Annotated in this window: 25 protein-coding genes and 1 pseudogene; 15 read left to right on the forward strand and 11 right to left on the reverse strand. The window is 68.1% G+C overall.

The window, feature by feature from the left end; translation table 11 throughout:
* Positions 1–185 precede the first annotated feature (185 nt).
* From fabD to OXK16_06595, 3 genes are all read right to left on the reverse strand, one after another.
* The gene (fabD, locus tag OXK16_06585; protein MDE0375611.1) at positions 186–1,118 is read right to left on the reverse strand and encodes an ACP S-malonyltransferase; all 933 of its coding nucleotides are present in this window, start codon (positions 1,116–1,118) and stop codon (positions 186–188) included.
* A gap of 61 nt (positions 1,119–1,179) precedes the next feature.
* Positions 1,180–1,563, reverse strand: a complete 384-nt coding sequence (locus tag OXK16_06590) for a DUF1232 domain-containing protein (GenBank protein ID MDE0375612.1) — start codon at positions 1,561–1,563, stop codon at positions 1,180–1,182.
* Between the two features lie 23 nt (positions 1,564–1,586).
* Complete coding sequence (locus tag OXK16_06595; GenBank protein ID MDE0375613.1) at positions 1,587–2,525, reverse strand: ROK family protein; 939 nt, start codon at positions 2,523–2,525, stop codon at positions 1,587–1,589.
* A 290-nt stretch (positions 2,526–2,815) separates the two neighbouring features.
* On the opposite strand from OXK16_06595, the gene OXK16_06600 reads away from it, so the two are divergent.
* Positions 2,816–3,259, forward strand: a complete 444-nt coding sequence (locus OXK16_06600; GenBank protein MDE0375614.1) for an Hsp20/alpha crystallin family protein — start codon at positions 2,816–2,818, stop codon at positions 3,257–3,259.
* A 152-nt stretch (positions 3,260–3,411) separates the two neighbouring features.
* Here the strand turns inward: OXK16_06600 and OXK16_06605 are convergent, their stop codons facing one another.
* The 3 genes from OXK16_06605 to OXK16_06615 form a co-directional block, all read right to left on the reverse strand.
* A complete protein-coding gene (locus OXK16_06605; protein ID MDE0375615.1) occupies positions 3,412–3,846 on the reverse strand; it encodes an SRPBCC family protein in 435 nt (144 codons plus the stop codon).
* Between the two features lie 82 nt (positions 3,847–3,928).
* The gene (locus OXK16_06610) at positions 3,929–6,541 is read right to left on the reverse strand and encodes an ATP-dependent DNA helicase UvrD2 (protein MDE0375616.1); all 2,613 of its coding nucleotides are present in this window, start codon (positions 6,539–6,541) and stop codon (positions 3,929–3,931) included.
* Between the two features lie 30 nt (positions 6,542–6,571).
* Positions 6,572–7,333, reverse strand: a complete 762-nt coding sequence (locus tag OXK16_06615) for a metallophosphoesterase (GenBank protein ID MDE0375617.1) — start codon at positions 7,331–7,333, stop codon at positions 6,572–6,574.
* A gap of 157 nt (positions 7,334–7,490) precedes the next feature.
* Here OXK16_06615 and ilvD point away from each other — a divergent pair, with 157 nt between their 5' ends.
* Positions 7,491–9,173, forward strand: coding sequence for a dihydroxy-acid dehydratase (ilvD, locus tag OXK16_06620; GenBank protein ID MDE0375618.1), 1,683 nt, complete (start codon positions 7,491–7,493; stop codon positions 9,171–9,173).
* Between the two features lie 11 nt (positions 9,174–9,184).
* On the opposite strand, the gene OXK16_06625 is transcribed toward ilvD, so the two are convergent.
* Positions 9,185–9,550: a VOC family protein gene (locus OXK16_06625; GenBank protein MDE0375619.1), complete on the reverse strand. Its 366-nt coding sequence runs from the start codon at positions 9,548–9,550 to the stop codon at positions 9,185–9,187.
* A gap of 159 nt (positions 9,551–9,709) precedes the next feature.
* Positions 9,710–10,204: an S-layer homology domain-containing protein gene (locus OXK16_06630; GenBank protein MDE0375620.1), complete on the reverse strand. Its 495-nt coding sequence runs from the start codon at positions 10,202–10,204 to the stop codon at positions 9,710–9,712.
* 1,599 nt (positions 10,205–11,803) lie between these two features.
* Here OXK16_06630 and OXK16_06635 point away from each other — a divergent pair.
* Complete coding sequence (locus OXK16_06635; GenBank protein MDE0375621.1) at positions 11,804–12,106, forward strand: hypothetical protein; 303 nt, start codon at positions 11,804–11,806, stop codon at positions 12,104–12,106.
* A gap of 170 nt (positions 12,107–12,276) precedes the next feature.
* Here OXK16_06635 and OXK16_06640 read toward each other — a convergent pair.
* A pseudogene (locus OXK16_06640) lies at positions 12,277–12,432 on the reverse strand (RCC1 domain-containing protein).
* A 319-nt stretch (positions 12,433–12,751) separates the two neighbouring features.
* Between OXK16_06640 and OXK16_06645 the strand changes: the two are divergent.
* The gene (locus tag OXK16_06645; GenBank protein MDE0375622.1) at positions 12,752–12,973 is read left to right on the forward strand and encodes a DUF2905 domain-containing protein; all 222 of its coding nucleotides are present in this window, start codon (positions 12,752–12,754) and stop codon (positions 12,971–12,973) included.
* Between the two features lie 70 nt (positions 12,974–13,043).
* Here OXK16_06645 and OXK16_06650 read toward each other — a convergent pair whose 3' ends face one another.
* Positions 13,044–14,288, reverse strand: a complete 1,245-nt coding sequence (locus tag OXK16_06650) for an NYN domain-containing protein (GenBank protein MDE0375623.1) — start codon at positions 14,286–14,288, stop codon at positions 13,044–13,046.
* A gap of 189 nt (positions 14,289–14,477) precedes the next feature.
* Between OXK16_06650 and OXK16_06655 the strand changes: the two genes are divergently transcribed.
* From OXK16_06655 to OXK16_06700, 10 genes are all read left to right on the forward strand, one after another.
* Entirely contained in the window at positions 14,478–16,223 is a 1,746-nt protein-coding gene (locus OXK16_06655) for an acetolactate synthase large subunit (GenBank protein ID MDE0375624.1), read from the forward strand.
* A 14-nt stretch (positions 16,224–16,237) separates the two neighbouring features.
* Positions 16,238–16,723 (forward strand): acetolactate synthase small subunit, encoded by a 486-nt coding sequence (ilvN, locus tag OXK16_06660; protein MDE0375625.1) that lies wholly within the window; start codon positions 16,238–16,240, stop codon positions 16,721–16,723.
* 58 nt (positions 16,724–16,781) lie between these two features.
* On the forward strand, positions 16,782–17,789 hold the full coding sequence (ilvC, locus tag OXK16_06665; GenBank protein MDE0375626.1) for a ketol-acid reductoisomerase: 1,008 nt from the start codon (positions 16,782–16,784) through the stop codon (positions 17,787–17,789).
* A gap of 175 nt (positions 17,790–17,964) precedes the next feature.
* Positions 17,965–19,497, forward strand: a complete 1,533-nt coding sequence (locus OXK16_06670; GenBank protein ID MDE0375627.1) for a 2-isopropylmalate synthase — start codon at positions 17,965–17,967, stop codon at positions 19,495–19,497.
* A gap of 45 nt (positions 19,498–19,542) precedes the next feature.
* Positions 19,543–20,610 (forward strand): 3-isopropylmalate dehydrogenase, encoded by a 1,068-nt coding sequence (locus OXK16_06675; GenBank protein ID MDE0375628.1) that lies wholly within the window; start codon positions 19,543–19,545, stop codon positions 20,608–20,610.
* 48 nt (positions 20,611–20,658) lie between these two features.
* Positions 20,659–21,777: an NAD(P) transhydrogenase subunit alpha gene (locus tag OXK16_06680; protein MDE0375629.1), complete on the forward strand. Its 1,119-nt coding sequence runs from the start codon at positions 20,659–20,661 to the stop codon at positions 21,775–21,777.
* Entirely contained in the window at positions 21,774–22,073 is a 300-nt protein-coding gene (locus OXK16_06685) for an NAD(P) transhydrogenase subunit alpha (GenBank protein MDE0375630.1), read from the forward strand. Before OXK16_06680 ends, OXK16_06685 begins: the two co-directional genes overlap by 4 nt.
* Entirely contained in the window at positions 22,070–23,440 is a 1,371-nt protein-coding gene (locus tag OXK16_06690) for an NAD(P)(+) transhydrogenase (Re/Si-specific) subunit beta (protein ID MDE0375631.1), read from the forward strand. The genes OXK16_06685 and OXK16_06690 overlap by 4 nt, the downstream gene beginning before the upstream one ends.
* 52 nt (positions 23,441–23,492) lie before the next feature.
* Entirely contained in the window at positions 23,493–24,101 is a 609-nt protein-coding gene (locus tag OXK16_06695) for a nitroreductase family protein (GenBank protein ID MDE0375632.1), read from the forward strand.
* Positions 24,098–24,898: an RNA methyltransferase gene (locus tag OXK16_06700; GenBank protein ID MDE0375633.1), complete on the forward strand. Its 801-nt coding sequence runs from the start codon at positions 24,098–24,100 to the stop codon at positions 24,896–24,898. The genes OXK16_06695 and OXK16_06700 overlap by 4 nt, the downstream gene beginning before the upstream one ends.
* A 225-nt stretch (positions 24,899–25,123) precedes the next feature.
* On the opposite strand, the gene OXK16_06705 is transcribed toward OXK16_06700, so the two are convergent.
* Positions 25,124–26,263: a Fic family protein gene (locus OXK16_06705; protein ID MDE0375634.1), complete on the reverse strand. Its 1,140-nt coding sequence runs from the start codon at positions 26,261–26,263 to the stop codon at positions 25,124–25,126.
* A 148-nt stretch (positions 26,264–26,411) separates the two neighbouring features.
* Between OXK16_06705 and OXK16_06710 the strand changes: the two genes are divergently transcribed.
* A partial coding sequence (locus tag OXK16_06710) for a glutamate-cysteine ligase family protein (GenBank protein ID MDE0375635.1) occupies positions 26,412–26,740 on the forward strand: 329 nt, incomplete at its 3' end.

A 26,740-nucleotide genomic window follows, 5' to 3' on the forward strand; every position in this document is an offset into this window, starting at 1 on the left:
GGCGTACCCGCAGCGGTACGTCGAGGAAGCGGAACGCAGCGACGGGACGCCGATGGCCGCCAGAGCACCCGGTTGTTTCGCAGACAGACCACTAGCCAGGGTGGTCATCGATGGCCGGGTGACAGGGCGCCAGAGGGCGGACCGGGTGGGACAGGAGCGTAGGGAGTGCGGCCGGCGGCGACGGATCATGACCGGCCCAGGCGGTCGGCGACTTCCTCGACCTCCGCGATCGACGACGCGACCAGGACCCGGCACCCTCGAGCCGCCCGCCTGGCCAGGCCGGCCGTCACGTCCCCGGGGCCGACGTGGACGAAGGTATCGACCCCGGCGTCCGCCATGCCCCGGAGGGTCTCGCCGAACCGCACCGGTGCGGTGATCTGGCGGCTCAGCATCTCCTTGACCTGACTCCCGGCCATCGGTCGGGCGGTGACGTTGGCCCATACGGGGAAGGCGAGGGGGCGGATCCCCACGCCGGCAAGCGCGTCAGCCAGCCTCGACACCGCCGGTTCCATGAGCGGGGTATGGAAGGCCCCCGCCACATCGAGTCGGATCGCTCGCCGGATGCCCAGATCACGGGCGTTGCCGACCAGCCAGCCGATGTCATCGAGCGCGCCGGCCGCCACCACCTGGCCCGGGGCGTTGAGGTTGGCCACCCAGAGCCTGCCGCCCTCGCGCCTCCGGTCGGCGGCGACCTGGCGGGCTACCTCATCGGACACGCCCAGGAGGGCGGCCATTCCGGAAACCACCCGAGCCACCGCGTCAGCCATGGCGCGGGCTCTCCGGTCCACCAGCCCGAGCCCGGTCTCGAACGAGAAGGCTCCGGCCGCCGCCAGCGCCGTGTACTCCCCGAGCGAGTGCCCGGCCGCCGCCGCCGGTGGGCCACCCACCCGTTCGCTGAGTTCCGTCCAGAGCTGGTACGCCAGGGCGTAGAGGGCCGGTTGGGCGTGTTCGGTAGCGGTCAGCCTCTCCTCCGGCCCGTCCAGGCACACGTCCCGGAGAGACCATCCGAGCACCCGGTCCGACACGTCGACCAGCCGGTCAGGCCGGGCGCCGAAGAGATCGGCGCCCATGCCCACCCGCTGGCTTCCCTGGCCCGGAAACAGAACCGCGTACCTCACTGTTGATCTTCGACCTGACGTCCCGCTACACGGTTACCGCGCCGGCGCCCGGCCGCTCGGTTCAACCGGCGCGGAGGTAACGGTTGAGGGCCATGCGTATCGGCCTCGGAACGGTGTCGGCGACAGCGCTGATCAGGTCGATCATCACGGTGAGTGCCTGGTCGGGGCCGTCCCAGTGTTCCCTTACCACCGCCACACCCACCTCCTCGATGACGTGGCGCAATGCCAGCGCCATCAGCAGGATGTCGTCGGTCTTGCCAAGCACGGGAATGAAGTCGGGCACCACGTCGATCGGCGAGAGGGCGTAGGCCGTGGCGATCCCGGCAAAGATCTTGGCGCGGGCCGGCACGCGGGGATCCCCGGCCAGGCGGGCCACCAGCTTGCCCACGTTGGGCACCAGCATGACGGCCTCCCGGATGAGCGCTCGCGTGCGCTCATCCGCCAACCTTGCTTCCAACCAGTCACGTATCACAGCAGGCTCTCCCGGGCGTGGAGTCCGGCGCCGATGACGCCGGCGTCTTCCTTGAGGGCAGCGCATACTATCGGCGTCGGATCCCGGTGGTCGGATCCCTCCAGCGCATCCCGGAACGAATCGCGGGCGGCATCCAGGAACTGGCCCCCGACCTCCGACACGCCCCCGCCGACGACCACGATCTCGGGATCCATGGCCGCCACCAGCCCGGCGATGCCGACACCCAACCACATGGCCACCTCCTGAAGCGCTCCGATGGCGTCGGGATCGCCTTCCGTGGCGGCCCGGGTCAGTTGCTGTCCCGCCGGCAACTCCCCGAGGGCCAGCTTGGCGACCAGCCCTCCCGGACGCGCCGCAGCCAGGTCCCGGGCCATCTGATCGAGCCGGCGGCCGGAGGCGAATGTCTCCCAGCATCCTCTCTGGCCGCACGTACAGCGGGGCCCTCCGACATCCACGGGGATGTGCCCCACCTCTCCGGCGAACCCGCGCCCGCGGTAGGGGCGGCCGTCGATGATCCACGCACCGCCGATGCCGGTCCCGAGGGTGATCATGCAGACGTGCCGGTAGCCGCGGGCCGCACCCACCCGCGCCTCCGCCAGGCCGGAGACGTTGGTGTCGTTGTCGACCACGGTGGGAAGGCCCAACTCGGCCTCGAAGATCTCCCGGAAACGAACCCCGCGGCCCTCCACGTTGGGACCCCAGACCAGGACCCCCGCCTCGGCGTCCACCAGGCCGGCGGCGCCGATCCCGACCGCCCTGACGCGGGGACCGAGCAGGGAGTGCGCCACCTCGACCGGCACGGTCTCCATCTCGGCGGCCGTGGCAGGCCGGGGCATCATCAGGCGCTTCACGATCTCGCCGCGCGCGTCGACATGAGCGAACGCCATCTTGGTTCCGCCAAGATCGACACCCAGGGTCAGGCCAGGGTCGTCCATCAGCCTCGGCGCCAGGTCGGTTCTCGGGCCACCACCACAGATTACGGGCTCGGCGTCCCATCTCGGAGGACGACTGCTCCGGATCTTGACCGGACCCGCGGACCCGGTCGCTCGGATCGCCGTGGTCGTCAACGCCGGCAAATCCTGCCCGATCCACAGGAGTCCGAAAAAAGTTAGGTGTTATCGGGAAGAAATCTCAGCAGAGATGTGTTAGATTATATGACTAGCAAGCACGGGTAGGCGGTCCGACGGGCCGATCCCACCACAATCAGAGGAGAAAGAGCACGCAGATGCAGCTGGTACGCACCCGACCCTTCAAGTTCGTTTCCGACATCGACTCGTTGTTCGACGGCTTCCCCCTCGCCGGAACCCATCTCCTGGGCACCCGCGATCGACTGGGAGCGCCGACGCTGGTTCCCCGAGTGGACATCATCGAGTCCGGCACCGACATCATCACCCGCTTCGAGATCCCTGGATTCGAGTTGTCCGACCTCGAGGTCACGGTCGAGGACAACGTTCTGACCGTCAAGGGCTCCCGTTCCCACGACCTGCCTGAGGGCTCCACCTACCGCCACCGGGAGTTGGCGGCCGGCGGGTTCTCCCGCTCGGTCACGCTGGCCGACAATGTCGACAGCGATCAGGTGACGGCCCGGCTCGCCAACGGCATCCTCGAGGTGGTGGTCAGGAAGCAACCGGACGTCCTGCCCAGGACCATCGAGATCGAGGCTGCCTGAGTGCTCCGTCCGTCATCTGAGACCAGACCAGAGCCTCCCCCAACCCGTTCCGGCGTACCCTCCCACGCCGGAACGGGCGCGTCCAAGGGTCTGTAGCCGGAAGCCGCCGGTTGGTGACGAGGGTGATCGATCACCGGGTCGAGGCCGAGCGGTCAGCTCCCTTCGGCCCGCTTCCGCAGCGCCCGCAGGGCCGTGCCCACGATCTGCTTCTCGGCCTGGCTGAGGAGGTATCCGGGGATGTCGAATCCGGGCACCACCCTCAGCATGTAGACGGCCGTGGTCCCCTCTCCGAGCTCGCGGAACTCGTACGATCCTTCCAACTCGAGGACATCCCGGCCCGGCTCGGCGGTCCAGCGGATCGTGTGGGGCGGGTCGTAGGTGTAACGGAAGGTGACCTCGATCTGGCGGATCATGGCATCCACCACGAGGGTGGCTCTGACGGGCCGACCATCGGCGTCCTTCTCGTGGACCGAGACCTGCCGCACGCCGCCGGCCCATTCGGGAAAGGCCTCCACGTCGGCCGCCACCTCGAAACACCTGGCCGGTGGGGCGTCTATCTCAATGGCTTGGAGAGTCGACCTGGACACTCGCTAGACCCATCCTTCCGAACCGGCGGGGACGCGGTGATTACCCCTCGTTACCGATAGGCGCTCGGGGGATGCCGCCCGTTCAGGACGGGGGACTCTCCCGCACGATCTCCAGCACCTCTTCCCCGAATAGTGCCAATTTAGTAGGACCGACCCCGTTCACCGCCAGCAATTCTTGCTCGTCCCGCGGCCGTCGGGCCGCTATCTCTTCGAGAGTTCGATTCGAGAAGAGGCGGTAGGCCGGGACATCGAGCGCCCTGGACCTGTCACGACGCCAGGTCTTGAGCCTCTCGAACAACTCGGGATCGACCCCCACCGGCGTAGCGGTTGCCTTCGCCGCGGCCGGCGCCCGCGCGGTGGAGCCCCGGGTCTCCCGAGGCGGCCGTCCCCGCATCTCGGCAAGGAACCGCGAGGGACGGCGAGCGTCGGCCACCACCACGGCCTGTTGGCGGGCTCGGGTGATGGCGACGTAGAGGATCCGGCGCTCCTCCTCCACGTTCTCCGACAGATCATGGGGCATCAGGCCCCGATCAGCCCCGAATACGAGCACCCGGTCCCACTCCATCCCCTTGACCCGGTGGACCGTGGAGAGCGTGACGCCGTCCCGGACCTCTCCCGCGCCGCGGTGTCGCGCCAGCACCGCCCGCAGGTCCTCCTCGAACGTCCCCGCGTCGCCGTACACCGAGGCGGTCCGGAGGAGCGCCACCAGATCGTCGGCGTGACCGGCCTTGTCCACCCGGGTCCGGTTGCGATCCAGTAGATGGGCCGACCGGCCCAGACCGATGCCATCGATCAGCCGCCGGAGCACTGGGCCTACCCTTCCGTCCCTTGCCTTGCCGGCCAGCCCGGCGATGTCATGAACCCACGTGAGCCATGCCTCCGCCTGGCGTCCCTCCAAGCCCTCGGCCAGCTCCCCGAGATCCGCCAGCGAGTACGCACCGAGTTGTAGGCGCCGGTCCGCCAGGCGGTTGAGACCCCGGGAGGGGCGTCGGACCGCCTCGAGCAGGTCCAGGCGCCCCATCTCCTCCGGGCGGAGCCCCAGGCGAATCCAGGCCAGCACCGACCTCATGACCGACCGGTCGAGCAGTCCGGGTTCGATCCTGGAGTTCAACGGCAGCCCGGCCCGGTCCAACCCGGCCAGCACGGGGAGGAGGGCCGAATTGACCCGGGCCAGCACCGCCACCTCACCGGGAGGGACACCGTCCGCAAACCAGGCGCGAACCCGGTCGATCGCCTCCCCGGTCACTTCCGGATCGGGCCGCTCGAGGATCAGGAGGCGGTCGGTCCCGTCCGGCGAGCCGGGCGCCGGGCTGACGGCCTTCGGCACCCGGACCCGGTTGCGGGCAAGCAGATGGTTTCCGGCGCCGATCACTGCGGCCGGCGACCGGTAGTTCACTTCCAGGGCGTGCTCCGCCCCCCCGGGGAAGAGGCGGTCGTAGTCCACCAGGAAGCGCGGGTCCGCCCCCGCATACCCGTAGATGGTCTGGTCGTCATCCCCCACCCCGAACACGTTGAGGCACGGCGATGACAGCACCCGGAGCAACAACACGTAGGCGGGTGTGAGGTCCTGGAACTCGTCGACCAGCAGGTGCCTGCATCGGGACTGCCAGCGAGCCCGGAGGTCGGGGTCCCGGAGCAACAGCTCTATGGCTCGGTAGATCTGCTCGTCGTAGTCCACCAGGCCGTGCCGTTCGAGCCGGTAGCGGTAGCGCCTGAAGACCTCCGCGAAGCCGGGGATGTCGTCGCGGCCCTCCTCCACCTCGGCCGGATCCGCCAGTCCCAGGCGGGCGTCCGACAATGCCTCCAGGTAGGGACCGATCACGTCCTTGTTGAGAACGGGCCGGCTCGGTACAAGTCCCCGGAGACGTCCCCGGACCTCTCGTTCGTCGAGGAGGCGGGCGTCCGGCAGGGATTCCCTTACTATGGCCCATCCGAGGGAGTGGATGGTCCGGATGTGGAGGTCCTGCCTCGCCAGACGCTCCCTCATCTGGGCCGCGGCCCGGTTGTTGTAGGCGACCGCGGTCACCAGGCCGGGCTCGACCCCCCGGTGGTCGACCAGGTGGGCGAGCCGGGCCAGGAGGGTCCGGGTCTTACCCGATCCGGCGGTGGCGATGATGCGGGCGGGGCCGGCGCCATGCTCTACGGCCGCCCGCTGGGCGGGATCCAGTTCCGGGTCGAGCCTTGCCGGCGACCCGCCCGGACGGAGACGGCCCACCGAGACCGACTCGGCATGCACCACAGGCAGGTCGAGCGGCTCCCGCGGGCCTCCATCCACCCAGGCCGGCTCGCCGTTCCGGAGGACTATGTCGGCGGGACCACCCTCGGCGGCGCCCAGCCCGGCGGCCTTCGAACCCCACCACCACACCGGGGTGCCGCTGCGGCAGTCCCAGTTGTTGGCCCAGACCAGGAAGTGGAGCCGCTCCCTGAGGATGGTGAAGTCCGTCCCGAGCTGCCACAGCGGGCGCTCCTCCATGACCGGGCGGCGGAGTTCCTCCTGGTCGACAGCCAGCTCGACCGCCACACGCTCTCGGGCCGACCACCCCCGATGGAGCCGGTCCACCGTCCCGGCCAGCAACTCGGGCGAGTCCAGCAGATCCTGATCCACCCGCACCCTGGGCAGCCCCTCGATCGGATCGGGGTCGCCGGGGTTGACGACCACCCCGCGCCCCAGCTCTACCGGCCCCGGGAACACCATGCCGACAACGTACCACCGGACGGTGACACTTCAGCGGTGGCGCGCCGCGCGAGCCGTGGCCCGGAAGTAACCGACATTGCGGCAGACGGTACGTCCCACCCGCCACTCGTGTGCCTGGGGCTGGTGAATGTCACCGAAGTAGTGGTAACGGGGCCGGTGGGTCGCCAGGTAGTCCAGCACCACCGGGGACGACCGCTCCAGCATGCCCGTCACCACGTCCCGGCGGAGCGGCGCCACCGACGGGGCGACATGAGTGCAGAGAATGTCCACCGGTCCCAGGGCCTCGAGCTTGGCGGCCATCGCCTCGTGCGACACCTCACCCCGGGCACGGGCCGGGGTCGGCACCCCTCCCCCGGCGAACCCGACCGAGTAGCCCTGGATCTCGACCACCTCGCCGTCCACCAGCATGACCTCATCTCCCAGCGCGACCGCCATCTCCTCCGGCCAGTCCACGTTGCCGTATATCACGTAGGCCTCCTCGGCCGGAAGCAGTGCCCGGCGCGCCGCCCGGTACTGGCGGCGTACCTCGGCTCGGATGCGTTCGGCCAGATCGAACTCCCGTCCCTCCTGGACGCGGCGCCACAGCCTGCGGTTGGCCGGCCAGTCGCCGGTCCTTCGGTTACGGATGAACTCGAGGGCGTATTCGGAGCCGTACACGTCGGCGGCGATGCCCCGGCCGGTGCGGTAATCCACGAAGTTGAGCAGATCCCCGAGCACCAGGAGAGGCCCTCCGCGTGAGGCGACCCGGGCCAACTCGGTGAAAGCCCCATGCACGTCGCTGACGATCAGCACCGGCCACCACGATCATCGCCATCCTGTGGCCCGACGGCCGGCGGCCTTCGATCGGGCGGGAGGAGCATGGCGACAAGGCTAGTGGTCTGCCCACCCGGCAACCTGACGGCATTTGACAGGCCAACCACAGTGGTCACCCAATCTATGATTGGCGCGCATGGAAACAGCTATAAACCGCGTCAGCAGACGGATAACCCAGGAACGCTCGCAGGGCGGCTCGCAGGCCATGCTCTACGCCACCGGCCTCACGCCGGGCGACATGTCGAAGGCCCAGGTCGGGATCGCCTCGATGTGGTACGAGGGCAACAGCTGCAACATACACCTGGACGAATTGGCGGCCCAAACCAAGCTGGGTGTCACCGAGGCCGGCCTGGTGGGGATGCGCTTCAACACCATCGGGGTCTCGGACGGGATGTCGATGGGGACCGACGGCATGTCCTACTCGCTCCAGTCGAGGGACCTCATCGCCGACTCCATCGAGACCGTCATGAGCGCCCAGTGGTACGACGCCAACATCTCGATCCCGGGCTGCGACAAGAACATGCCGGGGGCGGTCATGGCGATGGCCCGTCTCGACCGTCCGGCGCTGATGATCTACGGGGGCACCATCCGGGCCGGCGTCAACCGCCACGGCGACCCGATCGACATCGTGTCGGCCTTCCAGTCCTACGGCGAGGCGATCGCCGGCCGCCTGAGCGAGGACGATCGGCTCGACGTGGTCCTCAATGCCTGCCCCGGCGCCGGCGCATGCGGGGGCATGTACACCGCCAACACGATGGCCGTGGCGATCGAGGCGCTGGGAATGAGCCTCCCCTACAGTTCCTCGACTCCGGCGACCGACCCGGGCAAGGCGGCCGAGTGCCGGGAGGCGGGTGCCGCCATCCGGAGGCTTCTCGAGGAGGACATCCGCCCCGGCCAAATCATGACCCGGGCGGCGTTCGAGAACGCCATGGTCATCACGATGGTGCTGGGCGGCTCTACCAACGCGGTGCTACACCTCATGGCCATGGCCCACTCGGCCGGGGTCGATCTGGACATCGAGGACTTCCAGCCGGTCAGCGACCGCATCCCCTACCTGGGCGACCTCAAGCCCTCCGGCCGGTACGTGATGGAGGACCTGCATGAGGTGGGGGGCACGCCGGCGGTGCTGAGGATGCTGCTGGAACGGGGCGCCATAGATGGCGACTGCCTGACCGTGACCGGCCGGACCATGGCCGAGAACCTCGCCGACCTGCCGGGCCTGGCGGAGGGGCAGCTGGTGATAGCGCCCTGGGACAACCCGGTGAAGGACTCCGGCCACATCCAGATCCTCCGGGGCAACCTGGCCCCCGAAGGCGCTGTCGCCAAGATAACCGGCAAGGAAGGCCTCTCCTTCACTGGCACGGCGCTGCCCTACGACAGCGAGGAGGACATGCTCTCCGCCTTGGAGCGGGGCGAGATCGGGCCGGGATCGGTGATCATCATCCGCTACGAAGGCCCGAAGGGCGGGCCGGGCATGCCCGAGATGCTCACCCCCACCTCAGCCATCATGGGCGCCGGTCTGGGCCAGGACGTCGCCCTCATCACCGACGGCCGCTTCTCGGGCGGTTCCCATGGTTTCATCATGGGCCATGTCTGCCCCGAAGCCCAGGAGGGCGGCCCGATCGCGCTGGTGGAACCCGGGGATCGGATCTCGATAGACGCGGTGGCCCGGACCATCACCCTCGACGTATCCGAGGCCGAGTTGGCCGACCGTCAGGCGGCCTGGACGCCTCCGCCGCTCAAGGCCACGCGGGGCACCCTGGCCAGGTACATCCGGACGGTGTCGACAGCAAGCACCGGATGCGTGACCGACGCCTGAAGGTCTAGCTGCTATTCGGCCGGGGGTGTCTCGCTGTCCACGATGCCGACCACCACGCCGGCCGGGTCCGAGAACACGGCAAAGGTCACGGCGCCGGGAATGCTCGTCACCGGCAGGACTACCCCGGCGCCGGCGGCCACCGCCCGGTCCAGATAGCCCTGGATGTCGTCGACCTCGATGTAGATCATCACCTGGTTCTCCCCGGTGGGCGAGGCTTCGATACCGCCGTTGATCCCCGACTCGGCGCCGGTGTTCACGAGGCCGTACTCCATCTCTGACGCCACCTCGATCTGCCATCCGAAGACTTCCCTGAAGAAATCCCGGCTCTTCTCGGAGTCCACGGACTGGATCTCGAAGTGGACTACGGGGTTGGGCATGGCATCCTCCTGGGAGTCGTGGTTGGGTGGCCGGAGAGCCACGGTAGCGCAGGGATCAACCTACCGGTCGCGGCTGGATAGACACCGGGCACGAGGGGTGGGGAACGACAGCAGCCTGCGTCAGGGCGCAGCGACGGCAGTGTGAGCAGGAGGTTGTGGCTACTCGATGATCCCGGTGGCGCGGGCCAGGAAGGTGGCCATCTCGGCGCGGGTCACCGGTTTCCCGGGGCAATACCTCAGCGGGTTCAGGCCGCATCCGGCGGTCACACCGGCGGCGGCCAAGGCGTCGATTTGGGTCTGAAGGGTGTTGCCTAGGGTGTCGACGAACCCGAAGGCGGGTGCGGCCGGCAGGTTGAACGCCCTTACGAGGAAGGCGGCCATCTGCGCCCGGTTGACGGTCTGGTCGGGGCAGAACCGGGGTGGATTGAGTGCGCATCCGGCAGTGACTTGCCGCTGGGCCAAGCGTTCGGTGTAGGGCGCCCACCAAAGACCGGCGTCCACGTCGGCGAACGTGGAGGATGCCGCGGCGGAGGGGTTGGCACGGTCCAGGACCCGTACCAGCCAGACGGCCATCTCCCAGCGCCGCAGCGGCTCGCGGGGGCAAAGACCCTGGTCGCAGCCCGTGCCGTCAAAGATGCCGGGCATCTCTCGCATGAGGGCGTCTACGGCAGGTTGGTGAACCCCGGCGTGCTCGCCCGGACTGGAACCAAACCCGCTGACCGGTCCCGCCGGTAGCACTACTGGCTGGCTACCCCAGCATTCCACCGACCCATCGGTGCGGACCCCGCACGAAGTCGCGTCGCTGGCAGACACCGCGGTGAACGACCCCGGAGGTGCAGTGCCTGCCCGTCGTCGTTGTCTCCCCAGCAGAAGACAGAGCCATCACTCCGTAACCCACACCCTTGCTGAGAGTTGCCGGATACCTGGGTGAACGACCCCGAAGGCGCAACTTCCGGTCCGTAGACGTCCCAGCAGATGACAGAACCATCGGTCCGTAACCCACACTGAGAGGAAGCGCCCGTCGAGACGTGGGTAAACGGCGCTGAAGGCGGACTCGTCTCGAACTTCTCAAAGGTCTCTGCCGAATACGACCGCCCGCCCCAGCAGACGATGGAACCGTCCGTCCGTACTCCGCAGGAGTGGTCGAAGCCGGCGGAGACCTGGGTGAACGACCCCGGAGGCGCGGTTGCCGGCTCCTTGTCCCGGCAGAAGATGGAACCATCCGTCTGTACTGCGCAGGTATCGAAGCCGGACGTATCGTCGTAGCCGGCGCCGAAGATCTCGTTGAACGGAGGCCGACCCGCCGGATCACCGTTGCAAACCCAACCCACCTCGGTCGAGAGGCTGGTCCACTCGGTCACCAACCCACATGTATACCCGGGGATGGCGGACACACCGGTGAACGACCCCTGGAGAGGCTCGTTCCTGCCCCAGCACTCGATGGTTCCGTCTGTTCGTAACCCGCACCCATGGTGAGAATCGCCGGAAACCTGGGTGAACGACCCCGTAGGCCCGTCCGGCTCGTCATCCCAACACAAGATAGAATCAACGGTCCGCCGGTCTACCGTGGTCAACTTCACGCCGACAACCGCATCCGCGCCGACCGCCCACGGTACGCAGACCTCGCCGTCGTGGCCGGCGAAGATCTGCGTAAACGCCCCCGGTGGAGCAACCACCGGATAGGGAGCGGCCGCCGGATAGTACGTGAAGGTGTCGCCCCAGCAGATGACAGAACCATCCGTCCGTACTCCGCATGCATGGAGTCTGCCGGCGGAGACCTGGGTGAACGACCCCGAAGGAGCTGTCGCTTGCCCGTGGTCGTTGAGGCCCCAGCAGACGATGGTCGCGTCGGTCCGTAGCCCACACCCATAGAAGGAGCCGGCGGAGACCTGGTTGAACGACCCGGAAGGCGCGGTCGCTGAATCGAATGTGAAGGTACCGTCGCCGGCCAGCCCTCGGTTTTCGCCCCAGCACGCCACAGACCCGTCCCTCCGTAATGCGCACCACTGGCCGTTGCCGGCGGAGACCCGGCTAAACGACCCCGAAGGCGCGACCACCTGCCCTCTGGTGTTCTTACCCCAGCAGTCGATGGTCCCGTCGGGACGTAAACCGCACGCGTGCTGGGGGCCGGCCGAGACGGCGGTGAACGATCCCGACGGCGCGGTCGCCTGTCCAAGATGGTCACTCCCCCAGCAGACCACGGACCCTCCGCCACGTAACCCGCACGAGTAGCCACCGCCGGTGGAGACCCGGGTGAACGAACCCGAAGGCACGGTCGCCCCGAAGTGGTCGCCCCAACACGTGACAGTCCCGTCGGTACGCACCCCGCAGCCGACAGACACCGCAGTGAACGATCCCGCAGGAGTGAACGACCCCGACGGCCACCTCTCACTCGGTGCGCCCCAGCAACTGATCGTCCTGTCGGTCCGCAGCCCGCACGACCGCATACTGCCCGCGGCGACCTGGGTAAACGATCCCGAAGGTGCATTCGCCTGCCCGAAAAAGTTGTCGCCCCAGCAGCGGATAGTTCCGTCGGTCCGTATCCCGCAGGAATGATCGCCGCCGGCGGCGATCTGGGTGAACGATCCCGAGGGTGCGGTCGCTTGTCCTGAGTCGTCACCGCCCCAGCAGTCGACGGTCCCGTCGGTCCGCAACCCGCACGAATGCCTGCCCCCGGCGGAAATCTGGGTGAACGATCCCGAGGGAGCACCGGCCTGGCCCCTCAGGTTGTCTCCCCAGCACGTGACGGTTCCGTCGGTCCGTAACGCGCAGGAATGATCGCCGCCGGCGGACACGGCGGTAAAGACCGCTCCGGCACTTCCTGCCGAGGATGCGGCCGTTGGCCGGGTAACGACATTGCTCGTCACCGCACCGCTGGCCATCGCCCCGGAACCGCTGCTGGTATTCCGGTCCTCGACCGGCCCTCCGGAAGCAGCAGGGCCGTCAATGATGGGGACCGATGCAGGCAGCGCGGTGGCCTGATCCGGCGTAGCCGGCACCGACACGACCACTACAAGCGCCACTGCCACAGCCAAAACTGCCCGCCTAGGGTGCCGGTCTCCTCGGATGGCCATGAGCGCGGTCACTTGATCACCCCGCCACCGATCGGAACTTCACGGCGCCCGCCCGCATTGTGCACATAACCTGCATAGGCAGTCGGACCTTAGCCATACGGGTCGCCCGGGTAGCGTAGGTAGCGGCATGCGGAGCGTCAGCAATCTTCTGATAATCGGGGGTTTGATCGCCATCGCGGCCGGCCTCGCAGCCCGGTTCGGGCTTCTCTCCTGGTTCGGCAACCTGCCGGGCGACATCCGCCGGGTCGGGGACCGGTCGGTCATGTTCATCCCGCTCACCTCCATGCTGGTGGCGAGCCTGCTGCTGACCATCGTGGTCAACCTGGTGGGCCGCTTCTTCCGCGGTTAGGAACGCGCCGCTCGGGAACAGTCGCTTCTATGGAGCGGCGCGCTCGGAGAGATGTGTGTAGGGCCTGGCCTCAGCCGTTGAGCGCCCAGTTGGCGAGGGCCTCGCTCCACAGGCCCAGCGATCCGGCCCGCTGCGCTTCCTCCCGGACCTCACGATCGCTGGACACCACGGCAGCCGAGGCGCCCAGGCCCCCTGCCAGGTCGATCAACTCGTCGTCGGCCTTCCACCCCTCTCGCGTGTATCTGACCTCGATCCCGTTGGGGAGGGTCTCGGCACTGGTCTCGATGGCCCGGGCCGAGTCCCACACCACAGTGATCCGGGGGCGCCCCTTCGCCCGCAACCTCAACTCGGCCAGGTCGTTCTGTAGACGATCCCGTATCTCGGGTCGGCTGAACCGATGGGACGGGTACATCTTGGCGGTGACGTTGTAGCCGTCCACCAGCAGCGTGAAGGGCCGGTCCAGCTCGATCAGCCACTCGACGGCTTGCCGGCTGTCCGGCGCTATGCCCGCCGGCAGGACGAGCGGTTCCTGGCTGGCGAGAACCGGCTCCGTCGGGACAGGCAGCGCCGGACCCGGGAAGAAAGCCCGCGCCACCTCGTCCAACTGCCGGGCTGCTTCCACCGCGTCCATGTCCGCCCACACGTTCAGCACCCCCGGGCGGGTGGCCGGGACATGCTCAATCCGCCGTTCCCTCTCCAGGTCCCCGCGCGTAGCGGCCAGGCGTTGCCTGGTCTCCTCCAGCTCGGCGCGCGTCGCGTCAAGCTCCCCGGTCAGCCGGCGTCTATCCCGTCTCAGCCGATCGCAGGCTTCGATGAGCTCGGGCTCCACCCTGGATCGAGCCTCATCCCATGCCTGCTCCTCCCGGCGGTCGGCCTCACGTCTGGCTTCCTCCGCCTCCCTGCGGGCTTGCCGGGCATCTCCCTTCAACTTCTTCAGATCCGACTCCAACTCGCTGATCCGCCGCTCGTGGCGCTTGATCCGTTCCGAGTTCCAGGCGTCGCGGTGGTCTCGGCGGATCCCTTCCAGGCCGTCCTCCCATCCGTCCGGGCGCAGCAGGAAGAGCGCGGCCGCCCGCTCGTGGCGATCATCGCTCTCCTGCGAACCGCTGAACTCCCCGGCGACCTGCTCGCGCAGCCACTCGTCGCCGTCGATCTCATCGAGGAGGAGTTTCTCCAGGGGCGCGGGCAAGCGCCTTCCCGTGCTCTGCGCGACTCGATGCATCGACCGGGGCACGTCGCGCCACTCCATGTCCTTCAGGGTCCGGCGGGCGACCTCGACCACTTGGCGGAGGAGCCGGCGTTCCGGCTTTCGCATGCCCCAATCGTAAGCAGTAAAGGAGCCGAACTGTCAACGCCTCGATAGATGCCGCCACAAATGTTGACATCACGGCCCGCATGCTCCATACTTCGGCTACTCATGACCGGCCGCAGCCTCGTACTAGTACTTATGTAGCGCACCGTCGCAACGCGGCTGTGCGCTGAAGCCCTCCTGCCGGAGGGCTTTCTGTATGAGAGCACCACAGGACCAGCGAGACCAGCAAGGAAGCAGATGGGCATGATCACCGGCGCAGAGATACTGATCAAAGCACTCGAATACCAGGAGGTCGAGACCGCCTTCGGCATCCCCGGCGGCGCCATCCTCCCTGCCTACGACCCGCTAATCGACGCCGGATTCCGCCATGTCCTCGCCCGCCACGAGCAGGGCGCAGGCCACATGGCCGAGGGCTACGCCTGGGCTACCGGGAAGGTCGGCGTGGCCATCGCCACCTCGGGTCCCGGCGCCACCAATCTGGTCACTCCGCTGGCGGACGCGCTGATGGACTCGGTTCCCATCGTGGCCATCACCGGACAGGTGCCCACGCACGCCGTCGGTAACGACGCCTTCCAGGAGGCCCACACCACCGGCATAACGATGCCGGCCACCAAGCACAACTACTTCGTCACCCACGCCGAGGAGATCGCCCAGACCGTCGCCGAGGCCTTCCACCTGGCGTCAACCGGACGTCCCGGGCCGGTGCTCGTCGACATCCCCAAGGACGTGCTCAACGCCCGCGTGCCGTGGCGGGATCCGGAGCCGGTGGCCATGCCCGGATACCGTCCCACCACCTCCCCGCACCCCCGCCGGATACGTGAGGCCATCCGGCTGATCGAGAGCGCGGAACGCCCCGTTCTCTACGTCGGGGGCGGCATCATCAAAGCGGGAGGGAGCGAAGCCCTGGCCGCCTTCGCTCGCATGACGAACATGCCGGTCATCACCACCCTGATGGGCCGGGGCGCCATCTCCGATCACAATCCCAACACCCTGGGAATGCCGGGGATGCACGGCCTCTACGCCGCCACCACCGCCATGCAGAAGGCCGATCTGCTGGTAGCCATCGGCGTGCGTTTCGACGACCGGGTCACGGGAGATCCCGACGCCTTCGCTCCATTCGCCAAGGTGATACATGCCGACATCGATCCGGCCGAGATCGGGAAGGTGCGCGCTCCGGAGGTTCCCATCGTGGGTGACGCCCGCCTCATACTGGAGGCGATGTGCGAGCGCTGGGGAGACACACCTACCCCGGAGCTGGAGAAGTGGTGGACCACCATCAGGACCTGGCAGGAACGGTACCCGCTCCGCTTCGACCAGCAGGTCGACGGCCCGCTGAAGCCACAGCACGTGATCAGCCGCCTGCGAGACCGGGCTGACGACGACGCCATCGTGGTGTCGGGCGTGGGACAGCATCAGATGTGGGCCTCCCAGTACTGGCGGTTCGACCAGCCCCGCCACTGGATCAACTCCGGCGGGCTGGGCACCATGGGGTTCGCGGTCCCGGCGGCCATCGGAGCCAAGGCCGGCATGCCCGACCAGCAGGTGATCGCGGTGGACGGCGACGGCTGCTTCCAGATGACCGTCCAGGAGCTGATAACCGCCGCCTACGAGCGCATCCCCATCAAGGTGGCCCTGTTCAACAACGCCGCACACGGCATGGTCCGCCAGTGGCAACGCCTCTTCTACAACGAGCGGTTCTCTGCCTCCGACCTCGGGCAACAGCTCCCGGACTACCCGAAGCTGGCCGAGTCCATGGGCTGCGCGGGGCTGCGCGCCACCCGGGTGGACGAGGTGGACCACGTGATCGAGACCATGCTGGAGATCGACGACCGGCCCGTAGTGGCCGAGTTCGTGGTCGACCGGGACGAGATGGTCTTCCCGATGGTGCCCGCCGGCGGGTCCAACGACATCGTTCTCAACGGACCGGAGGACCTGTGACCGAGCAGCAAGTATTGAGCGTCCTGGTTGAGAACAAACCGGGTGTCCTGGCGAGGGTCTCTTCGCTGTTCGCCCGGCGGGGATTCAACATCCACTCCCTCGCGGTGGGGCCGGCCGCCGAGCCGGGGTTGTCGAAGATGACCATCGTGGTGCGGGCGCCGGAACTGGAGCAGGTCAAGAAGCAGCTCCACAAGCTGGTGAACGTGGTGAAGATCACCGAACTGGACCCCGGGTCCTCGATCGAGCGCGAGATCATGCTGGTCAGAGTGCGGGCCAACTCCCGGCAACGGTCCGAGGTCCTCCAGTTGGCCACCATCTTCAGGGCGACTCCGGTCGACGTGGGTGTCGACTCCATCACGTTCATGGTCACCGGCTCCCCCACCAAGCTGAACGATCTGCTGGAGCTGATCCGCCCGTTCGGACTCGTGGACCTGGTGAAGTCGGGGCGGATCGCCATTAACCGCGAACCCAAGGCCCGCAAGCTCAAGGCGGTGGGATGACGTTCCGCCGGCGCCCCGTTACGATTCCCGACCGGTCAGCGATCCCCGGAAGGTAGACATGGCTGCAATCTTCTATGACGACGATGCCGATCCCGCCGCCGTATCGAGCCGCAAGGTGGCGGTCATCGGATACGGGAGCCAGGGACACGCCCACGCCCTGAACCTGCGGGAGTCGGGCGTCGAGGTGAGGGTCGGCCTCAGGGAGTCGTCCAAGAGCCGCACCGAGGCCCAGGACGAGGGCCTGACGGTCGGCACCGTGGCGGAGGTCTCCGGCTGGGCGGACGTGGTGATGATGCTGGTGCCCGACCAGCACATGGCCGACCTCTACGCAGCCGAGGTCGCCCCCAACCTGGCGGACGGCGACGCCCTGATGTTCGCCCACGGCTTCAACATCCACTTCGACGAGATCACCCCGGAGCCGGGCCTCGACGTGTTGATGGTGGCGCCGAAGGGCCCCGGACACCTGGTGCGGCGCACCTACACGGAAGGTTCGGGGGTGCCGTGCCTGCTCGCGATCCACCAGGACGCCACCGGCGGCGCCCATGCCCTCGGCCTCGCCTACGCATGGGGTATCGGTGGCACCCGGGCCGGCGTGCTGGAGACCACCTTCCGCGAGGAGACGGAGACCGACCTGTTCGGGGAACAGGTAATCCTCTGCGGTGGGTTGTCGGCACTGGTCAAGGCCTCCTTCGAGACGCTGGTCGAGGCGGGCTACGCCCCCGAGTCGGCCTACTTCGAGACCCTCCACGAGTTGAAGCTGATCGTCGACCTGATGTATGAGGGCGGGCTGTCCTGGATGAGATACTCGGTCTCCGACACCGCCGAGTGGGGTGACTACAGCACCGGCCCGCGAATCATCACCGACGAGACCCGGCGGGTCATGCAGGATGTACTGGCGGATATCCGCTCGGGAAGGTTCGCCCGCGAGTGGATGGCCGAGGCCCGGGCCGGAGCGCCCGAGCTACTCAGGCGACGGGCCGCGGAGCGCAGCCACCAGGTCGAACAGGTGGGCGCCGGCCTCCGCGAGCTGATGCCCTTCCTTACCCCCAAGACCCCGAGCGACTGATGATCCGCCCGGCACGTCCGTCGCCCATCCCCGCACCGGTCGGTCCCGGCCGGTTCCTGCTGCTCCGGCGGCCTCTGGTGCTAACGGGCCTCCACGACCTGACGTAGGGTCGTGGAGGCGCCCCTCCCTCCATCACCGCCAACCCACCCACCTCTTCCAACCGGAGCAGACAGCCATGCCACAGGACAAACTGATCATCTTCGACACCACCCTCCGAGACGGGGAGCAGGCGCCGGGAATCGCCCTGACCCCTGACGAGAAGCTCACGATCGCCCGGCAGCTGGCCAGGCTGCAGGTGGACGTCATCGAGGCCGGCTTCGCGGCCGCATCCGACGGCGACTTCTACGGCGTTTCCCAGATCGCGAAGCTGGTCAAGGGCCCGGTGATCGCCTCGCTGGCCCGGTGCACGCCGGACGACATCGACCGCGCCTACGACGCGGTACGTCACGCGGAGCGCCACCGGATCCACGTCTTCCAGAGCACCTCCCCCATCCACATGGAGCGGATGCTCCGCAAGACCCCAGCCGAGGTGATGCAGTCGATCATCGAGTCGGTCCGCCGCGCCCGGCGCTACACGGACGATGTAGAGTTCTCTCCCCAGGACGCCACCCGCTCGGACCCGGACTTCATGATCGCCACCTGCCAGGCGGCGGTCCGGGAGGGCGCCACCACCATCAACATCCCGGATACGGTGGGCTTCGCCACCCCCCAGGACTACGTCGGGTTGCTGAGCCGGGTGTACGACGAGGTGCTCGGAGGCAGGGACGACGTGATCGTGTCGACCCATTGCCACAACGACCTGGGGCTGGCCGTGGCCAACTCGCTGACCGCCATCCATGCGGGGGCCCGCCAGATCGAGGGCGCCATCAACGGTATCGGCGAACGGGCCGGGAACACCTCCACCGAGGAGGTGATCATGGCCGTCACCACCCGCCAGGACCACTTCGGGGTGGAGGTCGGGGCCAACACGGCCGAGATCGTGCCCACCAGCCGGCTGGTCTCCCGACTCACCGGGTATCCCATCCAGTTCAACAAGGCGGTCGTGGGGCGCAATGCCTTCGCCCACGAGTCCGGCATCCACCAGCACGGGGTGCTCCGCGACCGGGAAACCTACGAGATCATGGATCCGGAGTCGGTGGGAGCGACCAGCCAGATCGTGCTGGGCAAGCACTCCGGACGGGCCGGATTCGCCGACGCGCTGGCCAAACTCGGCATCGTGCTGGAGGACGACCAGTTCAACGAGGCCTTCGTCGCCTTCAAGGAGATGGCTGACCGGAAGGTGGAGATAAACGAGCAGGAGCTGCGGGCCATCATCCGCCACGGAAGCCGCCGCGTACCGGACGCCATACGCATGGTGTCGATGCGGGTGCGAGGGGGGACGGACGTGGAGCCCACCGCCACCGTGGTGGTGACGCGGGGCGAGGGGTCCGAGACCGAGGAGTTCACCGGCACCGGGGGTGGGATGGTGGACGCCACCTTCGCCGCCCTCAAGAGGGCGTCCGGCCTGGACCCCCACCTTCTCGACTACCGGGTGGTGCCGGTCACGTCCGGCGCCGACGCCATGGCCGAAGTGAACGTAGTGATCCAGATCGACGGCATGTCCCGGAGCGGGCGGGCCATCTCTACAGATGTGGTTGAAGGTTCGGGCCATGCCTTCGTGGAAGCCCTGAACCGGGTGCTGAATGCGGGCGCCGGGACTCCGGCATAGAAAGACCACTAAAACCTTATGATGGACGGTTAAGATCACCGGCTGATGAGCGAACGACGGCACCGGCTGGCGGTCATCGCCGGAGATGGAATCGGACCTGAGGTTATCGTTCAGGCCCTCAAGGCCATGGAGGCAGCCGGCGACCGGTGCGGGTTCGCCGTAGAGACCGAGCGCTACGACCTGGGAGGGAACCGGTATCTCGCCACCGGCGACGTCCTGCCCGACTCGGTGGAACAGGAGCTCGCCGGCTTCGACGCGATCCTGATAGGAGCGGTCGGCACGCCTGACGTCCCGCCCGGAATCCTGGAACGAGGGCTGCTCCTCAGGTTGAGATTCAACTTCGAGCTCTACGTGAACCTCAGGCCCATCAAGCTGCTGCCCGGAGTAGCCACCCCGATCGCGGGCCTTACACCCGACCGTTGCGACATGCTCGTCCTCCGGGAGAACACGGAGGGGCCGTATGTGGGATCGGGCGGCGTACTCCGCGAGGGCACTCCCGCCGAGGTAGCCGTCGAGGAGTCGCTCAACACCCGCTTCGGCGTGGAGCGGATCGTCCGGTACGCGTTCGAGCAGGCCATGCGACGGCGGCAGCACCTGACCCTGGGACACAAGACCAACGTCCTCACCTACGCGGGCGGCCTCTGGTACCGGACCGTCTGTGAGATCGCCGAGCGCTACCCCGACGTGGCGGTGGAATACGCCCACGTGGACGCCATGTGCCTGCACATGGTCACCCAGCCCGAGCGCTTCGACGTGATCGTCACCGACAACCTGTTCGGCGACATCATCACCGACCTCGGCGCGGCCTTGCAGGGCGGCATGGGCCTCGCCGCGAGCGGCAACATCAATCCCGAGGGCGACTACCCGTCCCTCTTCGAGCCCGTTCACGGTTCGGCGCCCGACATCGTAGGACGAGGATGGGCCAACCCGGTGGCCGCGGTGCTGTCGGCCGCCATGTGCCTCTCCCACCTGGGCGAGCACCGGGCGGCGTCGATCGTGGAGGAGGCGGTCGGAGCGGCGCTACCCACCATGAGATCGATGGGAGGACCCGACATGGGCGCCTCCACCGACCAGTTGGGTGACCGGATAGCCGCTGCAGTGGCGGAAGCCTGACGACTTGAAATCCTTCCCCGAAGGGCCTCGACCAGAACCGGATAACGAATGAACATCGGAGCCCCGCGGCAGCCAAGCCCCGAAACCCGCGTCGGGATCACCCCCGAGATCGCCGAGCGATACCTGGAGGACGGCCATCGGGTCCAGGTGGAGCACGGCGCCGGTGAGGTCGCCGGCCTGCCCGACGAAGCCTTCCGGGAAGCGGGATGCGAGATGGTCGGCTCGGCGTGGGAAGCCGACGCGGTAGTGACGGTCGGGCCTCCCGGTGATGCCGAGCTATCCCGGATGATTCCGGGCGCGTGGCTCCTGGGCCTCCTGCGCCCGCTCGACGAGCCGCACGCCATGCGAGCCCTCGCCGGGGCGAAGGTGACAGCCATCGCCTTCGAGACCCTTCCCAGGACCACCCGGGCCCAGTCGATGGATGCCCTGTCGTCCCAGGCCACGCTGGCCGGGTACGAGATGGTGCTGGAAGCCGCTTCCCGTCTCCCCCGCATCTTCCCCATGATGGTGACCGCGGCGGGAACGATCCGCCCGGCGACGGTGGTGGTGCTCGGATGCGGTGTGGCCGGCCTGCAAGCCATCGCCACCGCTCGACGCCTCGGAGCGGTGGTCAGGGGATACGATGTCCGGGCGAGCGCCGGGGAACAGGTCCGGAGCCTGGGCGCCTCCTTCATCGACTTGGACGTGACCCAGCAGGACTCCTCCGCTTCCGGCGGGTACGCCCGCCCGCTCTCCGAAGGCGACGGCAGCCGCCTCCTGGAGGGCCTGGAGCCTCACCTGGCGACCGCCGACGTGGTGATTACGGCGGCCGCCATCCCGGGTAGGCCCGCCCCCACCCTGGTCAGCGCGGAGGCCGTCGCCGGCATGCGGCCCGGGTCGGTGATCGTCGACGGCGCCGCCGAACGGGGAGGGAACTGCGTGCTGACCGTACCGGACGAAGTGGTGCGGGTGGGAGGCGTCACGGTGGTGGGGCCCACCGGCCTCGAGGCGCGACCTGCCGCCGATGCCTCGAGGACCTTCGCCCGCAACGCCTACGAGCTCTTCAGCTATCTCGACGACCCAGCGACCGCCGGCGCCGACGACGAGATCCGGGCAGGAGTGACGATCACCCGGGGCGGCGACGTGGTCCACCCCGACGTTCTGGCCCGGCTCGAGGCGACGCCATGACTCTCGCCGTCGGGATCACCGTGTTCGTCCTCGCCGCTTTCGTCGGCTTCGAGGTCATCACCAAGGTTCCTCCCCAGCTGCACACCCCGCTCATGTCCGGATCCAACGCCATCTCCGGGATCACCCTGGTCGGGGCCCTCCTGGTGGCCGGGCGGGGAGATGTCCTGTCCGCCATCCTCGGGTTCCTGGCCGTGACCTTCGCCACGATCAACGTGGTCGGCGGGTTCCTGGTGACCGACAGGATGCTGGAGATGTTCGGCACGCGCAGGCGCGTGTCCCGGAGGCGCGGGAGTTGAGCGACGCCGCCTCCACCCTCCTCTACCTGGCCGCCGCCACTCTGTTCATTCTCGGGCTCAAACGGCTGAGCTCCCCGCTGACCGCCCGCTCGGGCAACCTGATGGGTGCGGTCGGGATGCTGATCGCGATTGTGGTGACGCTGCTCCGGTCGGGCATCGTCGACTACACGCTGATAGTGGCCGGCTTCCTCGTCGGCGGTACCGCGGGCACGATCCTGGCCCGCCGGGTGGCGATGACCGGAATCCCGCAGCTGGTGGCGGCCTTCAACGGCTTCGGCGGCGCCGCCTCGGGCATGGTGGCGGCAGCCGAGTTCCTGGCGAACGGATCGTCTACGGCGGAGACCGCGGTCACGGTCACCCTCTCCTGCGCCCTGGGCATCGCCACCTTCACCGGCAGCTTCGTGGCGTTCGGGAAGCTCCAGGGCCTGATCCCGGGCCGGCCCCTGCTGTTCAGGGGGCAGATGGTCTTTGACTCGGCGCTGGCCGTCTCGGTGGTGGGTTCGGGCGTCTGGATGGCGGCCTCGGGCAATCGCGGCGCCCTGTGGCTGTTGATCGCCCTGGCCGCCCTGCTGGGTGTGACCCGCACCCTCCCGATCGGCGGCGCCGACATGCCGGTGATCGTCGCATTCCTCAACTCCATGTCGGGTCTCGCCGCGGCTTCCACCGGCTTCGTGATCGGCTCCGAAGCCCTCATAATCTCGGGAGCGCTCGTGGGCGCGTCAGGCCTGGTCCTGACCGCCATCATGTCGAGGGCCATGAACCGTTCCCTGGCCAACGTCCTGTTCGCGGCGTTCGGGGGAGACGATGCCTTGCCGCCCGAAGGGATAGGGAGTGGCCCGGTTCGCCGGGCGACCGTGGACGATGCCGCCGTGACGCTCGCCTATGCCCGCTCCGTGATCGTGGTCCCCGGCTACGGCCTCGCCGTCTCCCAGGCGCAGTACAGCGCCCGGGACCTGACCGACCGGCTGGCCGCACGGGGCGTGGAGGTGCGCTACGCCATCCACCCCGTCGCCGGACGGATGCCCGGGCACATGAACGTCCTGCTGGCAGAGGCGGACGTCTCCTACGAGCAACTGCTCGACCTCGACCAGATCAACGATGACTTCCCCCGCACGGATGTCGCTCTCGTGGTGGGCGCCAACGACGTGGTGAACCCCGCGGCGCGGGACGACCCCTCATCGCCGATATACGGGATGCCGATCCTCGACGTGGACCGGGCCGGCGCCGTCATAGTCGTCAAGCGCAGCCTCTCCCCCGGTTTCGCTGGCATCGACAACCCGCTCTTCTACCGCGAAACCACCCTGATGATGTTCTCCGACGCCAAGGCCGCTCTCGAAGATCTGGCCAGGGTGGTCCCTACGGTCTGACCCCGGGCGCGTATCGCCATCCCGACACGTCCCGGAACTACCGTACGAAGCCATGGAGTTCCGTGAGGTGATCGCCCGGCGGCGGATGGTGCGCAACTACACCGGCAGTCCGGTGGATCCGGCGGCTGTGGAACGGATAGTCGATGCGGGACGGAGAGCCCCGAGCGCCGGGTTCTCCCAGGGCCAGGCCTTCGTCGTGGTCACCGACCGGGCCGACCGTGCCGAGATCGCCGCCCTGGCGGGAGAGGCCGACTATGTGGACGCCGGGTTCGACCCGTGGATCAGCCGGGCGCCGGTCCATGTGGTCGTCTGCGCCTCGGAGGAGGCCTACCGCCGTCGCTACCGGGAACCCGACAAGTCGCCTGACGGGAAAGAGGTCGAGTGGCCGGTCCCCTACTGGTGGATAGACGCGGGAGCCGCCCTGCAGAACATACTCCTGGCGGCGGTGGACGAGGGCCTGGCGGCCGGCTTCCTCGGTTGCCATGCCATGTCCGGACTGGCGGCGCTGCTGGACATCCCCGAGGACTACTCGCCGATCGGCGTGGTCACCGTCGGCCATCCCGCCCCCGATCGGAGGTCGGGGTCGCTGGACAGGGGCCGGCGGCCCGTCCGGGACGTCATCCACCGGGACCGCTGGTCCGCCGCCGACGGATCCGGATGATCACCTCTCCGGCCAACCCCAAGGTGAAGCGCCTGGTGCGGCTCCGGAGCCGGCGCCATCGTGACAGCGAGGGCGCCTTCCTGATCGAGGGTTACCGGGAGCTCACCCGGGCGGTGGCCGCCGGTATCCGCATCGATGAGGTCTACGTGTGCGATCCCCTCTTCCTCGGGACCAACGAGCCGGAACTGGTCGAACGGATCATGGCGTCAGGCGCCCGCTGCCACCGGTTGGCGCCCGATCCGTTCCGGAAGGCCGCCTACCGGGACCGGCCCGAGGGGCTGCTCGCCGTGGCGCCCCAGTTCGACACCGGGCTGGAGCGGATCAGGCTCCGGCCCGACTCGCTCCTGCTGGTTATGGAAGGCATCGAGAAGCCGGGCAACCTCGGGACCATGCTGCGCGCGGCCGATGCCGCCGGGGTAAGCGCGGCCATCGTGGCCGATCCCACCACCGATCCCTTCAACCCCAACGTGGTGCGGGCCTCGCTCGGCTGCCTCTTCACGGTGCCGCTGGCGGTCTCGACCGCGGACGGCGCCATCCGGTGGTTGGTCGAACACGGGATCAGGGCCCTCGTCACCACCCCTTCGACCCGGGACCTCTACTGGAACGCTGACTACTCGGGGGCAGTGGCCGTCGTGGTGGGATCGGAGCAGTACGGCCTCAGCGAGACCTGGCTGGACGGACGCTTCCCCATGGCCCGCATCCCCATGGCCGGCTCGGCCGACTCCCTCAACGCGGCCACCGCCGCCGCCCTGGTCCTCTTCGAAGCCCTCCGCCAGCGCACATCCGGTACCTCTTGAATGGAACGAGCGTCGAAGAAACGCCCTACCCGGCCTACAAGTGGAGCGGAAGATGAATGATCGTCAGCTGGCCCGCAATCTTCAGTCGGTAGGGATGGTGCCCGAAGCATTATCAGGTCGGGGCGAGGTGAGGCGTAGGGCCATAGGGCTTGTCTCTTTACCGAGTCGCCACACGTTACCGGCCACGGTCCGCTGAGCACTGACGGCATTCTGGAATCAACGGACTCATGCCTGCCAGAGTTGGAGCAGATCACGTGCGATGAACCAGTGGCGGTTGCGACCGGGGCCTGTGCTCGGGACGTCGATCGGCGACACCACGCCGCGGTCGGCCAGCGCGGCCAGCGCCGTGCGGGCGCTCCGTTCGCTGCTGCCGAGTAGCCCGGCCACGTCCCCGGCGCTGAGTAGCGGATGGGCGGGGAGGTTGGGGAGCAGGGCGCGGGCACCGTGGTCGGACCGTAGCCCGCTGAGTGCTTCCTCCCACTGGGTCAAAAGGGCATCGGTCTGGTCGAGGATCCGGCTGGTGGCGGATGCGGCCCTCTCGGCCATCGCGGCGAACCACCTGACCCAAGGGTCGGTCATGCCCTGCTCGAAGAGGTGAAGGCCGGAAAGGTAGCCGCCGGGATCGCGGGCGATGGCCACGCTGATGGGAACGCTGGTACACCTGGTCACCCCCCTCCTGTGCAGTGTCCGGCCGATCAGTACCCGTCCGAGACGCCCGTTTCCGTCTCCGTAAGGATGGATTGCCTCGAACTGGGCGTGGATCACGGCGGCGTGGGAGACCGGATCCAGGTCCGGAGGGCTGCCGTCCGCGAACAGGATCAGATCCTCGACCAGTCTCGGGATTTCCTGCGGCGGCGGAGGAACGTAGGTCGCGTCCATGGGCGTACTGCCTCCCACCCAGCCGAGTACCGGTCGGAATGCCCCGACCATGCCGGGCGGCAGCATCCCGTGCCGCATGAGCTGCCTGTGCCAGCCATGCAGGGTTTCCACGGTCAACGCCGCGTGGGCGGTCTCCAAGGCCCGATCGATGACCACCAGGTTGTCGGCAACCCAGCCGGCGGCGCCACCCGAGCCGGTCCGTCCTGCGATCAGGACGGCTTCTGGCGGTTCGCGCAGCCCTTCGATGGCGGAGGAGGCCATCCCCTCGTTACGCAGGAGCAGCCGGGCCAACGGCTCCCAATGGTCGGGCAGCCTCGCTTCCGCCAGCCTTATGGCCGCGCAGGCTCGCTCGCCGGCTCTCGCGGTGGAGGCCGACAAGACCAGAGCGCGCTCTCGGAGCGGCGCCGGTACCCACGCCCGGACCGTTCGCCCGTTCCAGTCGGATTCTACGTATTGGCCCGAAATGTCTTCCGCATTCGAGATCATTTCGGTAGATTACTACAGTATCCTTCCGAAAAGGTGATGGTTGCGGAAGGATCCCACGCCATGTCTCGTGATGAACTCCTTCTGTCTATTCACATCCCCATCGCCAGATGTTCAGATAACGACAGAGGCAGAACACTAAACTCACCTTATGATTGCCGAGCCTTCCTGGACTATGGGGATCGAGGAGGAGTACCTCCTGGTCGAGCGCGATACGGGGGCGCTCGTGTCCTACCAGCCCCAGGGCCTGATCGAGAAGGTCAAGGCCCTGCGCCACGGATTGGTGAGCCCCGAGCTGTTCAGCTGCCAGATCGAGATCGGGACCCCGGTCTGCGAGAACCTCAAGGACCTGAGGGCAGAGATCGGGCTGCTGCGAATAGCCGTCTCCGAGGCCTCTGACGACTACGGCCTGGCCCCGATCGCCGCCTCGACCCATCCGTTCACCCGCTGGGAGACCCAGCAGGTGACCGACGGCGACCG

The organism is bacterium (genome assembly GCA_028821235.1).
Classification (GTDB): domain Bacteria; phylum Actinomycetota; class Acidimicrobiia; order Spongiisociales; family Spongiisociaceae; genus Spongiisocius.

Bases quoted from the DNA above. Each gene is read 5' to 3' on its own strand.
- OXK16_06700 (MDE0375633.1), top strand. From the start codon at position 24,098: ATGATCACCTCTCCGGCCAACCCCAAGGTGAAGCGCCTGGTGCGGCTC.
- ilvC (MDE0375626.1), top strand. From the start codon at position 16,782: ATGGCTGCAATCTTCTATGACGACGATGCCGATCCCGCCGCCGTATCG.
- OXK16_06675 (MDE0375628.1), top strand. From the start codon at position 19,543: ATGAGCGAACGACGGCACCGGCTGGCGGTCATCGCCGGAGATGGAATC.
- OXK16_06670 (MDE0375627.1), top strand. From the start codon at position 17,965: ATGCCACAGGACAAACTGATCATCTTCGACACCACCCTCCGAGACGGG.
- OXK16_06650 (MDE0375623.1), bottom strand. From the start codon at position 14,288: ATGCGAAAGCCGGAACGCCGGCTCCTCCGCCAAGTGGTCGAGGTCGCC.
- OXK16_06705 (MDE0375634.1), bottom strand. From the start codon at position 26,263: ATGATCTCGAATGCGGAAGACATTTCGGGCCAATACGTAGAATCCGAC.
- OXK16_06630 (MDE0375620.1), bottom strand. From the start codon at position 10,204: ATGCGAGAGATGCCCGGCATCTTTGACGGCACGGGCTGCGACCAGGGT.
- OXK16_06595 (MDE0375613.1), bottom strand. From the start codon at position 2,525: ATGGACGACCCTGGCCTGACCCTGGGTGTCGATCTTGGCGGAACCAAG.
- OXK16_06645 (MDE0375622.1), top strand. From the start codon at position 12,752: ATGCGGAGCGTCAGCAATCTTCTGATAATCGGGGGTTTGATCGCCATC.
- OXK16_06680 (MDE0375629.1), top strand. From the start codon at position 20,659: ATGAACATCGGAGCCCCGCGGCAGCCAAGCCCCGAAACCCGCGTCGGG.
- OXK16_06610 (MDE0375616.1), bottom strand. From the start codon at position 6,541: ATGGTGTTCCCGGGGCCGGTAGAGCTGGGGCGCGGGGTGGTCGTCAAC.
- OXK16_06625 (MDE0375619.1), bottom strand. From the start codon at position 9,550: ATGCCCAACCCCGTAGTCCACTTCGAGATCCAGTCCGTGGACTCCGAG.
- OXK16_06685 (MDE0375630.1), top strand. From the start codon at position 21,774: ATGACTCTCGCCGTCGGGATCACCGTGTTCGTCCTCGCCGCTTTCGTC.
- OXK16_06695 (MDE0375632.1), top strand. From the start codon at position 23,493: ATGGAGTTCCGTGAGGTGATCGCCCGGCGGCGGATGGTGCGCAACTAC.
- OXK16_06600 (MDE0375614.1), top strand. From the start codon at position 2,816: ATGCAGCTGGTACGCACCCGACCCTTCAAGTTCGTTTCCGACATCGAC.
- ilvD (MDE0375618.1), top strand. From the start codon at position 7,491: ATGGAAACAGCTATAAACCGCGTCAGCAGACGGATAACCCAGGAACGC.